At 36.4% G+C, this 18,298-nt stretch carries 19 protein-coding genes; 14 read left to right on the plus strand and 5 right to left on the minus strand.

Annotation, left to right across the window (positions count from 1 at the left end; genetic code table 11):
- The first annotated feature begins 27 nt into the window (after window positions 1–27).
- The 7 genes from BTR25_RS10665 to BTR25_RS10695 all read left to right on the plus strand — a co-directional run bounded on the left by BTR25_RS10665 (window position 28) and on the right by BTR25_RS10695 (window position 4,846).
- The gene (locus tag BTR25_RS10665) at window positions 28–876 is read left to right on the plus strand and encodes a ComEC/Rec2 family competence protein (RefSeq protein ID WP_075688059.1); all 849 of its coding nucleotides are present in this window, start codon (window positions 28–30) and stop codon (window positions 874–876) included.
- A gap of 138 nt (window positions 877–1,014) precedes the next feature.
- The gene (locus BTR25_RS10670) at window positions 1,015–1,185 is read left to right on the plus strand and encodes a YpmA family protein (protein ID WP_075688060.1); all 171 of its coding nucleotides are present in this window, start codon (window positions 1,015–1,017) and stop codon (window positions 1,183–1,185) included.
- Window positions 1,186–1,199: 14 nt separating this feature from the next.
- The gene (locus BTR25_RS10675) at window positions 1,200–1,673 is read left to right on the plus strand and encodes a cell wall elongation regulator TseB-like domain-containing protein (protein ID WP_075688061.1); all 474 of its coding nucleotides are present in this window, start codon (window positions 1,200–1,202) and stop codon (window positions 1,671–1,673) included.
- A gap of 28 nt (window positions 1,674–1,701) precedes the next feature.
- A complete protein-coding gene (locus BTR25_RS10680; RefSeq protein ID WP_075688062.1) occupies window positions 1,702–2,892 on the plus strand; it encodes a pyridoxal phosphate-dependent aminotransferase in 1,191 nt (396 codons plus the stop codon).
- Window positions 2,893–3,014: 122 nt separating this feature from the next.
- On the plus strand, window positions 3,015–3,716 hold the full coding sequence (locus BTR25_RS10685; protein ID WP_075688063.1) for a DnaD domain-containing protein: 702 nt from the start codon (window positions 3,015–3,017) through the stop codon (window positions 3,714–3,716).
- Window positions 3,717–3,777: 61 nt separating this feature from the next.
- Complete coding sequence (gene nth, locus BTR25_RS10690) at window positions 3,778–4,440, plus strand: endonuclease III (protein ID WP_075688064.1); 663 nt, start codon at window positions 3,778–3,780, stop codon at window positions 4,438–4,440.
- Window positions 4,433–4,846, plus strand: a complete 414-nt coding sequence (locus BTR25_RS10695) for a YpoC family protein (RefSeq protein WP_139311215.1) — start codon at window positions 4,433–4,435, stop codon at window positions 4,844–4,846. The genes nth and BTR25_RS10695 overlap by 8 nt, the downstream gene beginning before the upstream one ends.
- Before the next feature lie 23 nt (window positions 4,847–4,869).
- Here the strand turns inward: BTR25_RS10695 and BTR25_RS10700 are convergent, their stop codons facing one another.
- Together BTR25_RS10700 and recU are read right to left on the minus strand one after the other, a co-directional pair.
- The gene (locus tag BTR25_RS10700) at window positions 4,870–7,398 is read right to left on the minus strand and encodes a penicillin-binding protein 1A (RefSeq protein ID WP_075688066.1); all 2,529 of its coding nucleotides are present in this window, start codon (window positions 7,396–7,398) and stop codon (window positions 4,870–4,872) included.
- Window positions 7,399–7,431: 33 nt separating this feature from the next.
- On the minus strand, window positions 7,432–8,052 hold the full coding sequence (gene recU / locus BTR25_RS10705; protein WP_075688067.1) for a Holliday junction resolvase RecU: 621 nt from the start codon (window positions 8,050–8,052) through the stop codon (window positions 7,432–7,434).
- Between the two features lie 135 nt (window positions 8,053–8,187).
- On the opposite strand from recU, the gene BTR25_RS10710 reads away from it, so the two are divergent.
- The 3 genes from BTR25_RS10710 to BTR25_RS10720 all read left to right on the plus strand — a co-directional run bounded on the left by BTR25_RS10710 (window position 8,188) and on the right by BTR25_RS10720 (window position 10,209).
- The gene (locus BTR25_RS10710; protein WP_075688068.1) at window positions 8,188–9,162 is read left to right on the plus strand and encodes a DUF2515 family protein; all 975 of its coding nucleotides are present in this window, start codon (window positions 8,188–8,190) and stop codon (window positions 9,160–9,162) included.
- A 345-nt stretch (window positions 9,163–9,507) separates the two neighbouring features.
- Window positions 9,508–9,774, plus strand: coding sequence for a hypothetical protein (locus tag BTR25_RS10715; protein ID WP_075688069.1), 267 nt, complete (start codon window positions 9,508–9,510; stop codon window positions 9,772–9,774).
- Between the two features lie 81 nt (window positions 9,775–9,855).
- Entirely contained in the window at window positions 9,856–10,209 is a 354-nt protein-coding gene (locus BTR25_RS10720; protein WP_075688070.1) for a DUF1798 family protein, read from the plus strand.
- Window positions 10,210–10,247: 38 nt separating this feature from the next.
- On the opposite strand, the gene yppF is transcribed toward BTR25_RS10720, so the two are convergent.
- Complete coding sequence (yppF, locus tag BTR25_RS10725) at window positions 10,248–10,457, minus strand: YppF family protein (RefSeq protein WP_075688071.1); 210 nt, start codon at window positions 10,455–10,457, stop codon at window positions 10,248–10,250.
- Between the two features lie 186 nt (window positions 10,458–10,643).
- Between yppF and BTR25_RS10730 the strand changes: the two genes are divergently transcribed.
- Window positions 10,644–11,180, plus strand: coding sequence for a YppG family protein (locus BTR25_RS10730; protein ID WP_075688072.1), 537 nt, complete (start codon window positions 10,644–10,646; stop codon window positions 11,178–11,180).
- A 169-nt stretch (window positions 11,181–11,349) separates the two neighbouring features.
- Here the strand turns inward: BTR25_RS10730 and BTR25_RS10735 are convergent, their stop codons facing one another.
- Window positions 11,350–11,829 (minus strand): Hsp20/alpha crystallin family protein, encoded by a 480-nt coding sequence (locus tag BTR25_RS10735; RefSeq protein ID WP_075688073.1) that lies wholly within the window; start codon window positions 11,827–11,829, stop codon window positions 11,350–11,352.
- Window positions 11,830–12,023: 194 nt separating this feature from the next.
- Here BTR25_RS10735 and hcp point away from each other — a divergent pair, with 194 nt between their 5' ends.
- Together hcp and BTR25_RS10745 are read left to right on the plus strand one after the other, a co-directional pair.
- Window positions 12,024–13,322, plus strand: a complete 1,299-nt coding sequence (gene hcp / locus BTR25_RS10740; protein WP_075688074.1) for a hydroxylamine reductase — start codon at window positions 12,024–12,026, stop codon at window positions 13,320–13,322.
- 615 nt (window positions 13,323–13,937) lie between these two features.
- Window positions 13,938–14,912, plus strand: coding sequence for an alpha/beta fold hydrolase (locus tag BTR25_RS10745; RefSeq protein ID WP_075688075.1), 975 nt, complete (start codon window positions 13,938–13,940; stop codon window positions 14,910–14,912).
- 204 nt (window positions 14,913–15,116) lie between these two features.
- Here BTR25_RS10745 and BTR25_RS10750 read toward each other — a convergent pair whose 3' ends face one another.
- Complete coding sequence (locus BTR25_RS10750) at window positions 15,117–15,815, minus strand: Crp/Fnr family transcriptional regulator (RefSeq protein ID WP_075688076.1); 699 nt, start codon at window positions 15,813–15,815, stop codon at window positions 15,117–15,119.
- Between the two features lie 189 nt (window positions 15,816–16,004).
- On the opposite strand from BTR25_RS10750, the gene BTR25_RS10755 reads away from it, so the two are divergent.
- Window positions 16,005–18,296 carry a DEAD/DEAH box helicase gene (locus tag BTR25_RS10755; protein WP_075688077.1) on the plus strand — a complete coding sequence of 764 codons (2,292 nt, stop codon included), beginning with the start codon at window positions 16,005–16,007 and terminating at the stop codon, window positions 18,294–18,296.
- Window positions 18,297–18,298: the final 2 nt, after the last annotated feature.

Below are 18,298 nucleotides of genomic sequence, written 5' to 3' on the forward strand. Positions count from 1 at the left end.
CACAACCTATAGTAAGGAGGTATGTGTATGAGAATATTGATCATAGCCGTCATCTTTTTCCAACTCACAGCTTCTGGTTGGGCATCTTCAACTACTACAAAGAATATTGAAAATATCAACTTGAATTTAAAAGACCACGAGATGGCTGTCACCTTTTTTGGACTATCCAACGGAGAAGTTACCCTGATTCAAGGACCAAATGGAGAGAATATTTTGGTGAATGTTGGTGGTAAGGACACATTAGATGAATTGAAAAAGTTGCTTACACTCTATAAAATCCAGCAAATCCAATCTATCATTATGACCAAATCTGATAATCTGACATTTGATTCAATTAATCAAATCATTTCATCTTATAATGTCAAAGAAATTTTCACTACACCTCAAAGCTTAACTCAATTGAACGGTAGTATGTCCATTGGAAATGAGGTTAAGATAGCAGCTTGGGAAGCAGGGATGAAGTCTGAACTTTTCCCTGACCTATCGATAGAAGTATTATTTTCAGGGGATGGGAAAAATGAAGGATTGGATTTTACATTGAATTTTCTTAAGCATCGCCTCTTTCTTATGAATTCATCTAGTCACCGTGCAGAGGAAATCTTATTAAATAACAAAAATTTAGTTAATATCAATATTTTTAAAATACCTAACTGGGCAAAGGAAGATTCCATATCCGAACGATTCATACAATATATAAACCCACAAATTTCAATTTTGTTTGAATCAGAAAACCACCAACCCGATCCCGATATTATCAACGATTTACAAGACACATGGTCTGAAATCTTATTTACTAAAAAGCATGGGACAATTACAGTAAAGTTCACGGAAGCAAACTATGAGGTCTTTACCTTTAAAAAAGAGAAGTCAAAGTAAAAACAGCAAATAACTCCCAAGCGGTCAAAAAAATCCAAAAAAATCTGACATCTACAGTTATTTATTTGTCGACACCTGTTATAATAATTTAGAAGATAAGTCCCCTGGTATTGCTATATGGGACGAGGAGGGTAATATATGGAATCAAAAATTGAAGTGTTAACAACTGTAAAAATACAACATGGTCCAGACTTATATAAAATAGTTGATGCATTGAATAGGACGCTAAAAGAAAAGGATCTTATGTTTGGTCTAGCTTTAGATCAAGAGGATCAAAATAAAGCGATTTTTTCTATCTATCGTACATAAAGAAGTGGAATCTGATGAAGAAGTTAATAGTTATTTTTATAATATTTATTTTATTATTAATAGGTCTATTCACAAAGGTTTATTTGAGTGCAGTAGAACCTGTAAAACAAGCAGAACAGCGGGCTATTCGTTTAGCAGATAAGGAAGTTAACCTAAGTAAGGTTCTAGATTTTCATATCTATAATGGTCTCGAAGTGATTAATATCATTGAAGGTATAGATGAGAATGGTGAAGAGATCATTGTATGGATACCCGAAAAGAGTGAGAAAGTGATAACCGAAAAGGCTAAGAATGGGCTGAGTGAATCAGAGGCGGTTCAAAGGCTTATGGAAGAAAAAAAACCCAAAAAAGTAATATCGGTAAGATTGGGTATGGAAAATGAAATTCCTTTATGGGAAATTTATTATCGTTCAGAAAATAATTTAATAAATTATTATTATGTTCACTTTAAAACAGGTGAATGGCTCAAAAAAATTGAAAATTTATAGCTTCACTGGAGATAGGAGAGAAATAGAAATGGAAGTTAAATTAGCAAACAGGGTTTTATCCCTCACGCCATCCACAACATTAGCGATTACGGCAAAGGCAAAAGAGTTAAAAGAACAGGGTGTAGATGTAATTGGTTTGGGTGCAGGTGAGCCTGATTTTAATACTCCACAGCATATTTTAGACGCTGCGGTTCAATCGATGGAGCAAGGGCATACGAAGTATACACCTTCAGCTGGTTTACCTGCATTAAAGAAAGTCATTATTTCAAAGTTTAAACAAGACCAAAACATTCACTATAATATGAATGAAATTATTGTAGGGAATGGAGCAAAACATGTACTTTACACATTGTTTCAAGTGCTTTTAAATGAGGGAGACGAAGTCATAATTCCAATACCTTATTGGGTAAGTTATCCTGAACAAGTGAAATTAGCAGGTGGAGTTCCTGTTTATGTCGAGGGTTTAGAAAGTAATAGTTTCAAAATTACGCCTGAACAGTTGGCTGACACGATTACAGATAAAACAAGAGCCATTATTATCAATTCTCCAAGTAACCCAACTGGGGTTATCTATTCTGAGGAGGAATTAAGTGAATTAGGAAAAATCTGCTTGGAACACGATATTCTAATTGTTTCTGATGAGATTTACGAAAAGCTTATTTACGGCGAGAACAAACATGTTTCAATTGCACAGCTTTCCCCTGAGTTAAGGGAACAAACCATCATCGTAAACGGTGTTTCAAAATCTCATTCGATGACGGGATGGCGTATAGGTTATGCGGCTGGTAACAAAGAGATTATTGAAGCCATGACGAACCTTGCCAGTCACAGTACCTCGAACCCAACAACAACTGCCCAATATGCTTCCATTGCAGCGTATAACGGTCCCCAGGAGCCTGTGGCTGTAATGCGTCAAGCCTTTGAAGAAAGATTGGAAATCATCTACAGTAAATTAACAGCGATCCCTGGTTTTACCTGTGTAAAACCACAAGGTGCGTTTTATCTTTATCCAAATGTTAAACAGGCTGCCAAATTAACAGGATATGAGGATGTTGATGCTTTTGTTGAAGCCTTGCTTGTTGAGGCCAAGGTAGCAGTAATCCCAGGTTCAGGATTTGGAACTCCAGATAATATTCGCCTTTCTTATGCAACTTCACTTGACCAGTTGGAACAAGCCGTTGCAAGAATCCACCAATTTGTCGAATCTAAACAAGCTTAATATGTTTATAGACAAAAAGTCTGCTATGAGCAGGCTTTTTGTTGCATCAAAGAATAGTTGGATTGTTCATCCACTTACTTAGTGAGGTTGTTCATGTTATACTAGGCAGGAGGTGTCTGAAGATGAAAACAAACATATTAGCCTGGATTCAGGAAGGTAATATTTCAATTCCTTCTATTCTTTTGTCTGAGTATCGTAAATTGAACCTGAATGAATATGAACTTGTTCTATTATTAAATATTATTTCTTTTTTAGAAAAAGGACACGATTTTCCAACTCCGGAAGAGCTGTCATCAAGAATGACCGTTTCCGTTTCAGATTGTAACGAAATGCTAAGAAGGCTGATACAAAAAGGGTGTATTGAGATTATGGATCAGTATTCACCCGATGGAATTCGCTATGAAAAATATACAGTAAAACCCTTATGGGAAAGGCTGGTTGAGCAATTTTTATTGAATAGCAAGAATAGTAATGACGTGAGTAAACAAGGTGAAGAAACAGATTTATATACTTGTTTTGAAAAGGAATTTGGCCGTCCTCTTTCGCCATTTGAGTGTGAATCCCTTGCAATGTGGATGGATGATGATAATCATGATCCCAAAATAATTAAGGCGGCATTACGTGAAGCTGTTATGTCTGGAAAATTGAATTTTCGTTACATTGATCGTATTTTATTTGAATGGAAGAAAAATGGTATCAAAACGATTGAACAAGCTAAAAATCAAGGGAAAAAGTTCCGTCAGAACCAACAGCTTCCCCGTCAACAACAGGAAGAACCTAAGCAAAGTACATCAGTCCCATTCTATAATTGGCTAGAGCAATAAATGAAACGAGGGGATCAACATTCTCTCGTTTTGTTATGATTATTTAAGGCAGGTGAAATAGATGTTGAATAATACACAAATTCGTTATTGTCTTGATCAAATGGGGGAAATGTTCCCAGACGCTCATTGTGAGCTAAATCATTCCAACCCTTTTGAACTAGTAATAGCAGTTGCACTATCTGCGCAATGTACAGATGTCCTTGTCAACAAAGTGACTAAGAGCTTATTTGAAAAATATAAAACTCCAGAGGACTACCTAAACGTTTCGCTCGAGGAACTACAAACCGATATTCGTTCCATAGGTTTATATCGGAATAAAGCAAAGAACATTCAAAGCCTTTGTCGTCTAGTAATAAATGAATATAATGGAGAAATACCTCGAGATCGTGATGAGTTAACTAAGCTTCCTGGTGTGGGCAGAAAAACGGCAAATGTAGTTGTTTCAGTTGCTTATAATATCCCAGCGATTGCTGTAGACACACATGTTGATAGAGTAAGTAAACGGTTAGGCATCTGCCGTTGGAAGGATTCTGTACTGGAAGTAGAAAAAACCTTAATGAAAAAGGTTCCAAAGGATGAATGGGGAGTGACTCACCATCGACTGATATTTTTTGGCAGATATCACTGTAAATCTCAAAATCCACAATGTCCAAGCTGTCCGTTACTAGAACTTTGCCGTGAAGGAAACAAGCGGATGAAGAAACGGGCTGATGGTAATGGATAGTCAGATTACTTTTGCCTCCGTGGATGGTATGGCTGAGGGTATCCCAGCAGACGTAAATGAAAGTATCATAAAACTGTTAAGCGAGTGGGCAGAGGTTAAAACACCACTTGAGTCCTTTTACCGGAATCGTGATCAGCAAAACACGACAGAAGGTATGAAAAGGGGGCTTGCTATATTCATCCAATTCTTGTTCTGGTCAAATGAGGAACCGATTCTAGGAGCGAAACCAATCACAACCAATAATCTTATAATAAAGCCGTTTAATCTGGAAGAAAGATTAAGTTTTGTTATTGCTAGGCCTAATTTGTTTCATTCCTACCGCCAGCTTTCAGAGTTAATGATCGAGCAGGAAAAACTATATGCTAAGAAAATGGCATTGAAAAAAGCGTCTAAGCCAATCGGCTAGACGCTTTTATTATAAACCGTTTATTAAGTTCCTCTTTTTCCGCTGCCATTTCCACGTCCGGCGCTATCTCCAGAACCATCTGTAGGTGTGGTAGTGCCAGCATCACCTTCATCAGTCCCGTCACCCTGGCCATCGCCGCCGGATCCATTACCATCTTCCTCTTTTTCATCATTTTCTTTTTCATCTTGCTCAATGTTTGGCTTTGGTATTTCGATGGTGGCAGATGCCGGATCACTTCTTTTCTCCCCGCTTATAGCAACGATTGTAATCGTATATTTAGCTCCTAGAGCTGGGTTCTTAACCGTGATTGTTTTATCAGCAACAGTTGATTGTTTTTGTTGTCCAGTCGTGTCAGTGATTGTGACTTCAAATTGAATTTCTACATTTGTTGGATTGTTATGTTCCCATGTCAAAATGATTTCATTTTTTTCCACATTATACGTTGCTTGTGGATTTACAGGGGACTCGAGTTTATTATACTTATTTGAGACCGTTTTAGGTGCATGCCCTTTTACAGCATATTCCGTAATAACCTCATTCTCAGGTGTAAATTCTCCAGCCAATACTGGGGGCATGGAGCCTTTCTCAACACGAACTCGTTCAACACTATCTGGAACAGGGAAATCAGCTGTTTCAATATCTTTTGATACATGAGCCATTACATTTTTAAATATATCCTGTGCAATATTTTTATTTTGGCCAGTAATAGGGGTAGAGCGATCACTATATCCTGTCCACACAGATGCAGTATAGTTGGTTGTATAGCCTGTAAACCATGAATCAGGAACGGAGCTGCTGCTCGCAATATTCCATTTTTTCAATTCTTCTGCGGTATAATTGGTAGTCCCCGTCTTGCCTGCAATTGGTAGTCCTGGCACTTTTGCTCTTGTACCTGTCCCAGGTGATACGAGTACACTCTTTAACATATCCGTGATCATAAAGGCTGTGTAATCCTTCATAACAATCTTTGCTTCAGGTGCGGTGTCAATAACGGTACCATCACGGAGCTTAATTTTCTTAACCGCATGTGGTGCAGTATAAAACCCGTTATTACCGAAGGCGCTGTAAGCTCCAGCCATTTCTAATGGAGATACGCCTGTTTTAAAGCCTCCAATAGCATAAGATTCAAAAATCTCATCCAGTGGGATACCTAGACTAACAGCAAAGTCTTTCGCTCTATCTAATCCCACTTCCTGTAGTGCTTGAACTGCAGGAGTGTTTCTAGACAATTGCAGGGCCGTTCTGATGGACATTTTCCCCATGTATTTATTATCCCAGTTTCCAAACTCTTTTCCAGATGAGTAAGTAATTGGTTTATCATCAATTGTTTGATACGTACCCCATTGAAGGTATTCAATCGCTGGGCCATAATCAAGTATTGGTTTGATGGTAGAACCAGGTTGACGCTTTGTGTCTATTGCATAGTTAAATCCTCGTTTAACCTGTTGATTTCTTCCACCGCCAAGTGCCTTGATTTCCCCTGTTTTTGTATCAAGTAAGGTAATCCCTGCTTGAAATTGATCATCCGGATAATTAATGACCTCATTTGTGTTTAAAATAGTGTTCACATATAATTGTGCATTGCTATCAAGTGTTGTGTAAATGGTTAAGCCATCTGAAAAGATATCGAAGTCACCCTGCTCTTTTACCTCATCTATGACAGCATCTACAAATGAATCAAAAGGTTTTTCGTCGCGGTTACGATTTTCTTCCTTAACGAGGGTGGCGGTGACAGCGACACTCTTAGCCTCATCCATCTCAGCCTTTGATATGAAACCATGCTGCTCCATTAAGGTAAGAACGATATTACGTCTCTTTTCAGCTAAATCCGGATAATTAAAAGGATTATAATTATTTGGACTCTGAGGCATTCCAGCAAGCTGTGCGGCTTCAGGTAGTGTTAAATCCTTTAATTCTTTACCGTAATAAATTTTTGCAGCTGTTGCAAGACCATGACTATTTTCTGATACAAAAACTTTATTTACGTACATTTCAAAAATTTGATGCTTGGTATATTGTTGTTCCAGCTGATAAGCTAACCATGCTTCTTGAACTTTCCGTTTAATCGTTTTTTCAGGTGTTAAGAAAGAGTTTTTAATAACCTGCTGGGTAATTGTACTTGCTCCCTCTGAACCAAATCCATTACGGAAATTGGCAATAACCGCACCGCCAAGGCGGATGGGGTCTAAACCATGGTGTTTATAAAAACGAACATCCTCAACTGCTAAAACAGCTTCTTCAACAAGCTTCGGTATTTCTTTATAGTTTACATATTCCCTGTTTTCTGCTCCTACCTCGGTAATTAACTCCCCATCCATATCTAGTATCTTTGAAGAGATGGGATCTTTTAATAATTTCGGGTCAAGCTTAGGAGTATCTTTTACAAGATAGGCAAAAGTTCCAACACCGGCTAGTAGTCCAATGATTCCAAGTATTACAAGAATGAGAAGAAATTTCTTTACAAGTCCCTTTGGTTTTTTCTTCGTTTTTTGTTTACCCTTGGTTTGGAGTTTTTTCCGGCGCTCCTCTCTTGATTGAAATTGATCTGCCATAATGTATTCCATCCTTTCTAACTTCCGCTAACATTACCTTTTGTATGATTGGATAATTGCTTCTATTACTTTAATATAGTCAATTCGAGGCTGAAATCCAAGTGGAATTAAAAATCCATGCTCTTCAATTTCTTCCTTCGTAATTGATTTTCTTCCGCCAGTGGCCATTCTCCTCCAAAAAGATAATAAATGTCTCGCTTCAAGGAGATACACTTGTTCATATTTTGAAAACCGAAGAATAACAAAACAGATACCGTCTTGATTTATTACTTCTTCCATATGCTTTATTTGGTGTTCATGGAAATTTTGTAAAGGGAAGGATGTCGGATTTTTAGTTTCTTTTGCCTCAAAGTCAATATATCTTCCTTTATATATGCCATTGTAGTCCGTAGTTGATGCTTGTTTAAAATATGCCTCTTTAATAACTGCCGCACTTCGTTTTGGATAGTCTACCTTAACGATTTGTACAGGTGTTGGTTTTTTATGGATGACAGCAATCTTTCTTTCACGGTAAAATTCGTTTGTTTCATTTAAATCCTCTTCAAGTGTCATTCCTCTATTACTATAGGAATGGTCTTTTGTACTGTTCGACACAGGCTTAGAAAGTGAATTTTTTTGAACATACTTTTTTCCATTAGGGTAGTTAAACTTCATACCATGCACCTCACAAGCTATAACCTATCATACCAAATCTTCGCAAATTAAGGTGTATAAAAATATTTAGACAACACACTCTAATGATAGAGATTTATTTAAATCTAAAAAACTACTTAATTAAGGAAGAAAAATATGAATCATCTTACAATACAGGAGAACGAGTTAATTAGTCAAATAAAGGCCGAAACCACTCAGAAAAATATGGATAACATCTCGAGAACAGATGCTTATTTTAGATATTTCAAAAAAAATCCTGATATTATTTGGTCATTTCTGGCAAGCATGGTTTCAAGGAATGGCGGCTGGAATATGTGCGACCTTAAAGACCATTTTTTTGAAGGTGTATTAGAGCCACAGACAAGAAGACAACTATTCCTTACCTATGAACGAGCAAATTGGTTAATCTTTCAGGATGTTTTTCCACAATTACTCATCTATCAATATTCGACGAAAATACAGTCTCCTATGTTTCATCTTCTGCCCTATTTTCAGGTATCTACTTTTATCCAGGCAGAGTGGAATAAGTATTGGAAAGAAAAAGATCGTGAACGGTTAACTACTGCCTTAATTATTAATGAACAAAATGTGATACATAAACCTGTCATTCTTCATCCTATCTATAAGAAAAAAGTCTTTCACTCGGCTATTTTTAATTTTCAAGATTGGCTCCATTTTAGTTGTGTATTATTTCCGACTCTTGGGGGAGAGGTTTATGGGGCAAGTGTAAATGGATTTAGATCGCTATCGAAGCGGATAAATCTAGGAAAGAGACTTGCAAAGATATTAACTCATCCGCGCCTTTTTCCTTATTTTTATGAGTTTGCTGAAAAAACTCCTCATACCGGGTCACGACGTGATTACGAACAATATTTCAAACTAAGAACCACTCGGAAGTCTCCTATCTTACGAGCCGCCTTTCCAATTATTGTGCATCATCAACATGAATATGAGGATTGGAGTAAGCAACGTAAAATTAACCCGATTTGGTTACATTTTGCTGCCCGCCATCGGCATCCCATCCATTTAACTGATTGGTATTATGAAAAGATTAATCAGCTAGAATTAATGGCTTTGCTTCATAAGGTTTTGGATATCAAGAAATTGTAAAAAAGCAAGGAAGTCCTTGCTTTTTGTCTTTGATTTATTCGGCTGGTCGATTTGGACCTTCAAGCTTTTTATCGCCATAGCCCACTTTTTTTTCTGGTTCTAAAGCACCAGCTGTAGGGGTTTTCTTATTGTGTCTGCTCTTTTTTGACATCTTTAACACCTCCCTAGATTAGCTTGTGCGATTATCTGCTATTTAATTCGATATAGGATCATGTCGAAATTGAAAATGTTAATTGATGGATAGACACTTTCTTTGACGAATCTCTTCTAGTTTTGTCATGTCTGAAGGAAGCTATAAAAAGATAGAGAATACCTAGGTATATAAAAGCGAGGAGGGTACAAAAAATGGATAAAGCAATACCCGATAAGGAAAAGCTGCTATCTATGCTAACAGATATATACGACCAATTGGAAGATTTGGAGTTGGTTCTTGAGGCATCTTTCTCAGACCTTCGCAATAAATTAAATGATGAAGAGTTAAGTAAAATCTCTAAATCAGAAAATAGATTATCCAATATTGAAAAAAGTATAGAGAGAATAAATGAAAATTCAGGAGAACTTGAGTCACATAAACAAGTAACACGAGAGCTAAAACTTGAAATGGGCTTTTAATAAACGATAAAATAATACTAATCGATTAAAGTAGCTTTAGAAATGAAAAGCTACTTTTTATTTTGTATGAGGAGTTTTTACATGTCTGATAAAATAACGGAATTAACAAAAAAACTAATCAATTATAATCATTTCTTTCTAGATACCTTTCAAGCGGCAAGAGAGAAAGGGAACGAAGCTGATTTCTATACTGTAATCAAACCCTTTGCTAATGAGGTGAAAGAAGTATGCGATCATTGGAGTATCAGCATGAAGACATGGTTGAAAAACAACCCCAAAAAACATCTTCACACCAAACAAATTGATACCACTACTGAACATATTGAACAATTATCCATTCAGGCGTTTTTTCCAAAAACTAGCCGTTCCATTTTTTTAAATACACAGCGTACGGTCGATTTCTTTTTGCGTGAAGTACTAAAGGAATTAGATTAATAAAAAAGAGATGCAGCAAGTGCATCTCTTTTTGTTAGTTATGAATTTTCGATGAGGGAGACTTCTTTGTAATTTTCAGGTACCACTGCGCCTTGTGCTTCGAGTTCACGAATAAAGAGTCGATATTCTTTAATGTCGATTTCATTATGAATGTAGGCTTTCCTTGCAAAATCCAATAGTTCGTTTACATCTTCAGTGTTGTATTCCCGACTTTGAATAAATTTGCTTTTTAAAACGCGAATGGGCAAAATAAACTCCTCCTTCATCATTTTTTTTATCGTAACATGAAAAGACATGATATCTAGTTTTTCAAATATTTAAACTTTAGACAAATTTCTCTGGTTTTTGACATTGTATTTAATGTTAAGATATGCACCAATTTCATTGCCCACACATATTGTGTAGTAATGAAAATGCGGAGGAGATGTTTGCCCATGTTTGGTAAGAAAAAACAAAATCACTATGTCAATCATGGATATCCAGGGCAAATGATGTCTGGAGTCTCTGCCTATCCGGGGGACCAATTTCGTCAGCCAAACCCGTACCAGCCAAATCTATCAAACTACTCTATGTATCCATTTCAGCAGCAAAATCCGTACTACCCACAACAGCCTTACCAGACATTTGCCCCAAATTATCAACAAGGACCATCGCATCCATATCAATATAATGCACAACAGGTTCCTCATAAGGATGCTCAATTTCTGTTTCAAAATCCACTTCAGCCAAGCGAAGAAAAGATGACTAATCCTTATTTTTCAGCAAATCCTTATCCATATATGAACCCCTATCCAAAACAAAATTGGGCCGTAAAACAGCCTGGAGGGGTAAAATCTTTTATGAACTCTTTTAAATCTCAGGACGGTACAGTAGATCTAAATAAAATGGTTAATACTGCAGGACAAATGATGAACGCTGTTACCCAAGTTACTTCGCTCGTCAAAGGGTTTGGGGGGATCTTTAAAACATAAAAAATTGAAAAGACGGCGGAAGCCGTCTTTATTTGCTAATAGGAAGGTATAAATGTTTTAAAATTTATACCTCCCAACGCTTAAGAAAAACTATGGCACTCGCCTTAAGATCTTGGCGAACGCCAAGATCTTCTATTTGTTGGTATTTGTCGATAAATATTTACCCATGTTATTCCTCTATTGTAATGGTTTTTCCTTTTTCTCTTGGGATGCGAATTTGTAATAACCCATCACGGTAAGAGGCTTTTACTTTATTTTCAATAATTGGCTGCGGCAGAGAAATAGTTCTTGAGGATTGCTGTCTAGATAATTTCTGTTGGAACACTTGAGCATACTTGTCTTCAGCGGTTTCTATTTCATTATTTTCTACCGATATCGTGATATAGTTTCTTAAAATATTCAGTTGGATCTGCTCTCTTTTAATACCCGGAAGTTGTGCTGTGATAATGAACTCTTCTGCTTTTTCTTGGGTTTCTACCGTGAATGCTCCATTAGGAAATGGACTCTTGAAAAAATCATCGATGGTTTGCAAAAAGCCTTTTATTGGTTTTTCATGAAAAAAATCGTTCATCGACCTGAATATTTCTCCAAATGGCTCTGGTTTATTTTTTTTATTGTTATTTTGATCACCTGGAAGCATCGAAGACATTGTTAATCCCTCTCTTTCCAAAATTCTTCATCATAACATATGCCTATTAAGCTAAATAGGTGCTCGACAAAATTTCGAGACAAATTTATGAACGATTTATTACAACTGTATTTAAGGTGACTTATGTCACATTAAATAATGTTGGTAATTTGTATCCTAATATCATTGTTAAAAGAGAAGGAGAGGAAATAAATTTGTTTTGTTATCAGTGTGAACAAACTCCAAATGGCGGTTGTACTGTAGTAGGTGTTTGCGGTAAGGATGAGACGATTGCAAGTTTGCAAGATACGATTATTTTTGGATTAAAGGGGATAGCAGCATATCGTACCCATGCAAATCAGCTGGGGTATACGGATGCGTTTGTCGATGCTACAACTCATGAAGCACTTTATTTGACCTTGACGAACTCTAACTTTAATGTTCAAGAACACATCAATATGGCAATGAAAGTGGGCCAGGCAACTGTTCGTGTAATGGAAATGTTAGACGAGGCACATACAAAGCTACTAGGTATCCCTGAACCAATTCGAGTTAGTCAAAACAAAATTGAAGGTAAGTCAATCGTGGTTACAGGACATAATCTATTTGCTTTGGAAGAATTATTAAAGCAGACAGATGGTAAAGGCATTAATATCTATACCCATTCTGAAATGCTTCCGGCCCATGGCTACCCTGCATTGAAGAAATATCCTCATCTAAAAGGGAATATTGGAAAGGCTTGGTATGATCAACGCAGATTGTTTGAGAAGTTTCCAGGTGCCATTCTAGCGACAACAAACTGTGTTATGCCGATTAAAGGAACATACGCTGACAGAATGTTCACTTATGAAGTGGCAGGTCTAGAAAACGTTGAAAAAATAATCAATGATGACTTTTCCCCAATAATTGAAAGAGCCTTACAATTACCAGAAGCTAATATTCATTCAGATGAGACATTGCTTACAGGCTTTCACCATGAAACGGTTCTGGGATTAGCACCAGAGGTAATTGAAGCAGTTAAGGCTGGAAAAATTAAGCGTTTCTTTGTTATTGCGGGATGTGATGCGCCAGGAAAAGGTGGAGATTATTACCGTGAACTTGCAACATCTTTACCACCAGAAGCTGTGATTTTGACCACTTCTTGCGGGAAATTCCGTTTTAATGATGTTGATTACGGTGTAGTGCCTGGTACAAACATTCCTCGCTACATAGACTTAGGACAGTGTAATAATTCGGGGTCTACAGTCAAGATTGCTATGGCACTTGCTGAAGCATTTGGCTGCGAAATTAATGAACTCCCAGTTAGTATCGTGTTATCATGGTTCGAACAAAAGGCAGTTGCTATTCTACTAGGATTGTTTAGTCTAGGAATAAAGGATATTCGAATTGGCCCAAAACCCCCAGAATTCATTTCAGAAGGTGTGTTACAAGTTCTTCAAGATACTTTTAATCTAAAGTTGATCGGAACAGCACAAGAGGATATGGCAGATATGCTAAATCTGGCTACCGTCTAATATAGTAATCAAAACCCGCGGTATGCAAAATAAAGGTTTACTTTAGAGGTGCAAACAGCTATATGAAAATGGAAAGCCACGCAAAGACATTCGAGAATATGAGTTAACCCCTTCTTCACTTGATTAGTGGATTAATCAAAGTAGGAACTCTGATTCTTTCAAAAAAAGCCGTATCCACGGCTTAACGGGTTCGGTTTTCGATTGCATAGAACACTAATTAGCAGTCCAATTCGCAACGGAATTGGACTGTTTTTTTGTATTGATATAAAAGGTTTTTTGGAAATTGAAGACGATAGGACGATCATTCACCCACTTTTAATAGATTGACAGAAATTTTTGTCAATCTACGAATTCCTTTGTTAAAACTGATACTAATTGACGTGCTCATAAAATTCAAGGCACTGTTAAAGGTTATTGTTGTTTTTTGCACTTGTTAATTGGAGGAAATCAACAATCAAGTTTAACAGCGACAAATTTAAAAGAAGGTGTATTGGATATTTTGTTAAAATTTAGTAAGAACTTAATCCGCTATCAAGGAAGTAATGTAATAATAAAAGGTGAGTAATAATCGTTTCATATCTAAATAAAATTAGATGAAGGGAGAAGAATTAAAATATGTTTAGCAGAAAAACAAAAAAGATTAATAGTAAATATAAGTCAATCTCAGTATTAGAAAATGTAATTATTGGTGGACTTAATCAATCAATACTAATTAGGGGAGAAAATGTAAATAATCCACTAATGTTATTTTTGCACGGAGGACCAGGTACAGCACAAATTGGGTTTGCTCCAAAATTTCAAAGTAATTTAGAAAAAAATTTCACTGTTATCAATTGGGACCAAAGAGGAGCAGGATTATCGTACACTAAAAATATCAGAAAAGAAGACCTTACGATTGAAAATATGGTTAACGATACAGTTGAATTAGTAACATATCTTTTAGGACGGTTTAATCAAGAAAAAATATTTTTAGTTGGTCACTCTTGGGGGACGGTTCTTGGTATATTAACGGTAAAAAAAGTACCAGAATTAATTCATGCCTACATAGGTATTGGTCAAGTTGTAAATATGAAAGACGGCGAGAAAATCTCCTATGATTATACTTTACGTAAAGCAAACGACTTGAAAAATAAAAAAGCACTAAAAGAATTAAGCGAAGTTGAGTTTAATCCAAATGATTTAAATTATTTAGACATTCAAAGAAAGTGGTTAACAAAGTTTGGAGGCTCTTTTGTTGGTGTAACTATGTATAATCTGATTTATTCTAATATGTTATTTGCAACAGAATATACAATAATAGATTGGATGAGTTACATGAGATCTGGAAAATTTTCATTGGATGCTTTATGGCAAGAGCTAGTGAAACTAAACTTCTTAGAAACAATTACAGAATTAGAGGTTCCTGTATGGTTTTTAGTTGGTAAATATGATTATCAAACTCCTTTTCAATTGGTGGAACAATACTTTAATACTTTGGAATGTTCCAAAAAAGAACTGGTTTGGTTTGAAAACTCAGGACATCTTCTAAATTATGAAGAAACTGATAAATTCAATGAAGTATGCTTGAAAATAAAGGAATTTTGTATATAATTTAGATTTTTATTGTGTTAATTGGTGCTTTAGTGAAAAAAGAAACGACAAGAAAGGCTTAAAGATATTTTTTCATCTCTAAGCCTTTTGAATGTCAGATATACTGTGAATGGTGATGTGAAATTTATGGTGATTTGCTATGTGAATTACCGTTTTGCACCTCATTAGTAAACCATTATATGCAAAAGTTGCGGGTTTTTATTACTATAGTAAATGTATCTCTTCAAGTAAGACATCTATGTCTAAAATCATATTACCTGAATCATCTACTTCGATGATTTCGTCTTTTTTCATTTTTGTCAGTGTTCTACTAATCGTTTCACGGGTAGTTCCAATCATATTTGCAAGATCTTTATTTGTAAATTCTGATTTGAGCAGGATGGTTCCATCTGCTGATTCTTTCCCGTGCTTCTGTCCAAGCCGGATTAAAAGTTTAACAATCTGTTCATATGTATTGTTAAGGATCTGTTCTTCGAGACGATTTTGTAAATCAACAATCTTCTCACCCAGGACTTTAAACACTTTTATACATAGATTGGGATTCTCAATTAGAACTCCCTCGAATTTAGAAATCGGAACGGCTATAAGTGTAGATGGCTCAAGGACTTCTGCATATGCTGGATATTCTCCTTTTCTAAAGAATCCAACATGAGGGAACATCTCACCTTTTTTTGCAATAGCAACAATCTGCTCTTTTCCATTTATATCACTTTTATATATCTTTATCTTTCCATCATATATAAAATAAACGTTTTCTAGCGGATCACCTTGTAAAAAAACATGACTCTGTTTTTTCCATTCTCTCGTTATCGAGATATCTGCAATCTTTCCTAATTCATAGTTATCTAAGTCTCTAAATAGAGTGAATTCAGAAAGCACTTTCTTAATCTCTTCCATCCTCATTTCATTCTCCGCCTCCACAGACTAAATAAAAATGCCTTATTCTATTGTAACAGAATAACGTTTATCTTATCATTTGTTTTTCTAGTTAAACTAGTTAAATATTCTTAACAAAATTTTCCTATTAGAATTTTATCGATTATACTTTTTATCCGAACGTTCATTCGCTAGAATAGAGTTGAGGTGAGACCCATGAAATTAAAGAAAAATCTGCAGAATATTCTGGCAGACTTAAAAATAAATGAAAAGTTTAATGAAAATATTGTAGATTGGAAGACAATAGATGCGAAGGAAGCCCAAACTGTAGGTTTGCCAGATGATTTACACCCAGCTATTAAAACTTCCCTTCAAAGCAGGGGAATTGACAAACTTTATACCCACCAATCATCGGCATATAAAGAGATTATGAAGGGGAATAGTATCGTTGCAGTCACTCCCACTGCTTCTGGAAAAACCCTTTGTTATAATCTTCCTATTCTTCAATCCATCCTATTAAACTCTAGCTCAAGGGCACTTTATATGTTTCCAACTAAGGCACTCGCCCAGGACCAAAAAAGTGAGATAAATGAAATCATCCAGGCAGCTGGGGTGGATATTAATAGTTATACATATGATGGCGATACACCTGCGAACATCCGCCAAAAGGTACGAAAAGCGGGACATGTTGTGATAACGAATCCAGATATGCTTCACTCTGCTATTCTGCCCCATCATACAAAATGGGTTTCTCTCTTTGAAAACCTAAATTTTGTTGTAATAGATGAACTTCATACCTATCGAGGTGTTTTTGGAAGTCATGTAGCCAATGTTATTCGCCGTTTAAAACGGATTTGTCATTATTATGGCAGCAATCCAATTTTTATTTGTACATCTGCTACCATTGCAAATCCACTTGAACTGGCGGAAGCATTGACCGAGGAAAAAATGCAGCTGATTGATAATAATGGAGCCCCAAGCGGAAAGAAACATTTTCTGTTTTATAATCCGCCAATTGTAAATAAACCCTTGAACATCAGGAGAAGTGCGACCCTTGAGGTTAGGAAAATTGCTGGTGAACTTTTAAAAAATAAAATTCAAACCATTGTATTTGCCAGGAGTAGAGTTCGTGTTGAAATTATCTTAACCTACCTGCAGGAACTGGTGAAAAATCAGTTAGGTTCAAAATCGATAATGGGTTATCGAGGCGGGTATCTGCCAACAGAAAGGAGGAAGATTGAGAAAGGTCTTCGTTCGGGTGAAATTTATGGAGTTGTCAGTACTAATGCACTCGAACTTGGCGTAGACATTGGCCAGTTACAGGTATGTATTATGACAGGATATCCCGGCACGATTTCGAGTGCATGGCAGCAGGCAGGGAGAGCGGGGAGGAGACATGGGGAAGCTCTTGTCATCATGGTGGCAAGCTCGAGTCCGCTTGATCAATACATTATCCAGAATCCTGAATATTTTTTTAATAAAAGTCCTGAAACCGCGAGAATAAATCCAGATAATCTAATCATCTTAATTGACCATATGAAGTGTGCTGCTTATGAGCTGCCGTTTAAAGCTGGTGAGGAATTTGGCAATGTCGGTACGGAAGAATTACTAGAATACTTAACAGAAGAGCGGATTCTTTACCAGAATGGAGAAAAATGGTTTTGGATGAATGACTCATTCCCGGCGCATAACATCAGCTTGCGCTCGGCTTCCCAGGAAAATGTTATTATTGTCGACCAGTCAGATGTCGCAAATGTTAAAGTAATTGGTGAAATGGACCGTTTCTCAGCGATGACACTTCTTCATGACGAAGCTATTTATTTGCATCAAGGAAGACAGTTCCAAGTAGAAAAGTTAGATTGGGATGAGAAAAAGGCATTTGTTCGTGAAGTTGATGTTGATTATTTTACTGATGCAAATCTAGCGGTTCAATTAAAAGTGCTGGAAGTTGATAAACTAAATCAGCATGATGAAGTAGAGACAGGTTACGGTGATGTAAGTGTTCGGGCAATGGCAACTATTTTCAAAAAGATTAAATTTGAAACGCATGAAAATATAGGGTCAGGGCCAATTTACCTTCCAGAGGAGGAACTTCACACTAATGCCTCGTGGATATCGTTAAAGGATTCATTTGTAAAGATGGGGAATGAAAGGTTAGAACAAGGACTAGTAAGTGCTGCACATGCACTAAATCACATCGCCCCATTATTTGTAATGGCGGATCCCCAAGATATACATGTTATTCCACAAGTAAAAGCAGACCATAATGAAAAGCCAACGATATTTTTTTATGACCGTTATCCCGGAGGAGTCGGTTTAAGTGAGAAGATTTATAGTGGAATGGATGAAGTATTTATGGAAACGAAAAAAATGATTTCAAACTGCTTATGTGAATCTGGATGTCCATCTTGCATTGGAACAGATACTATAAGTGAATTGGCAAAAAAAGATGCCTTAAACATTATTGATTCCTTCTTATACTCTTCCCAGGTGAAAAAGGAAGTGTAATG

Origin of the sequence: Bacillus sp. MRMR6 (assembly GCF_001940785.1) — a bacterium.
Classification (GTDB): domain Bacteria; phylum Bacillota; class Bacilli; order Bacillales; family Cytobacillaceae; genus Neobacillus.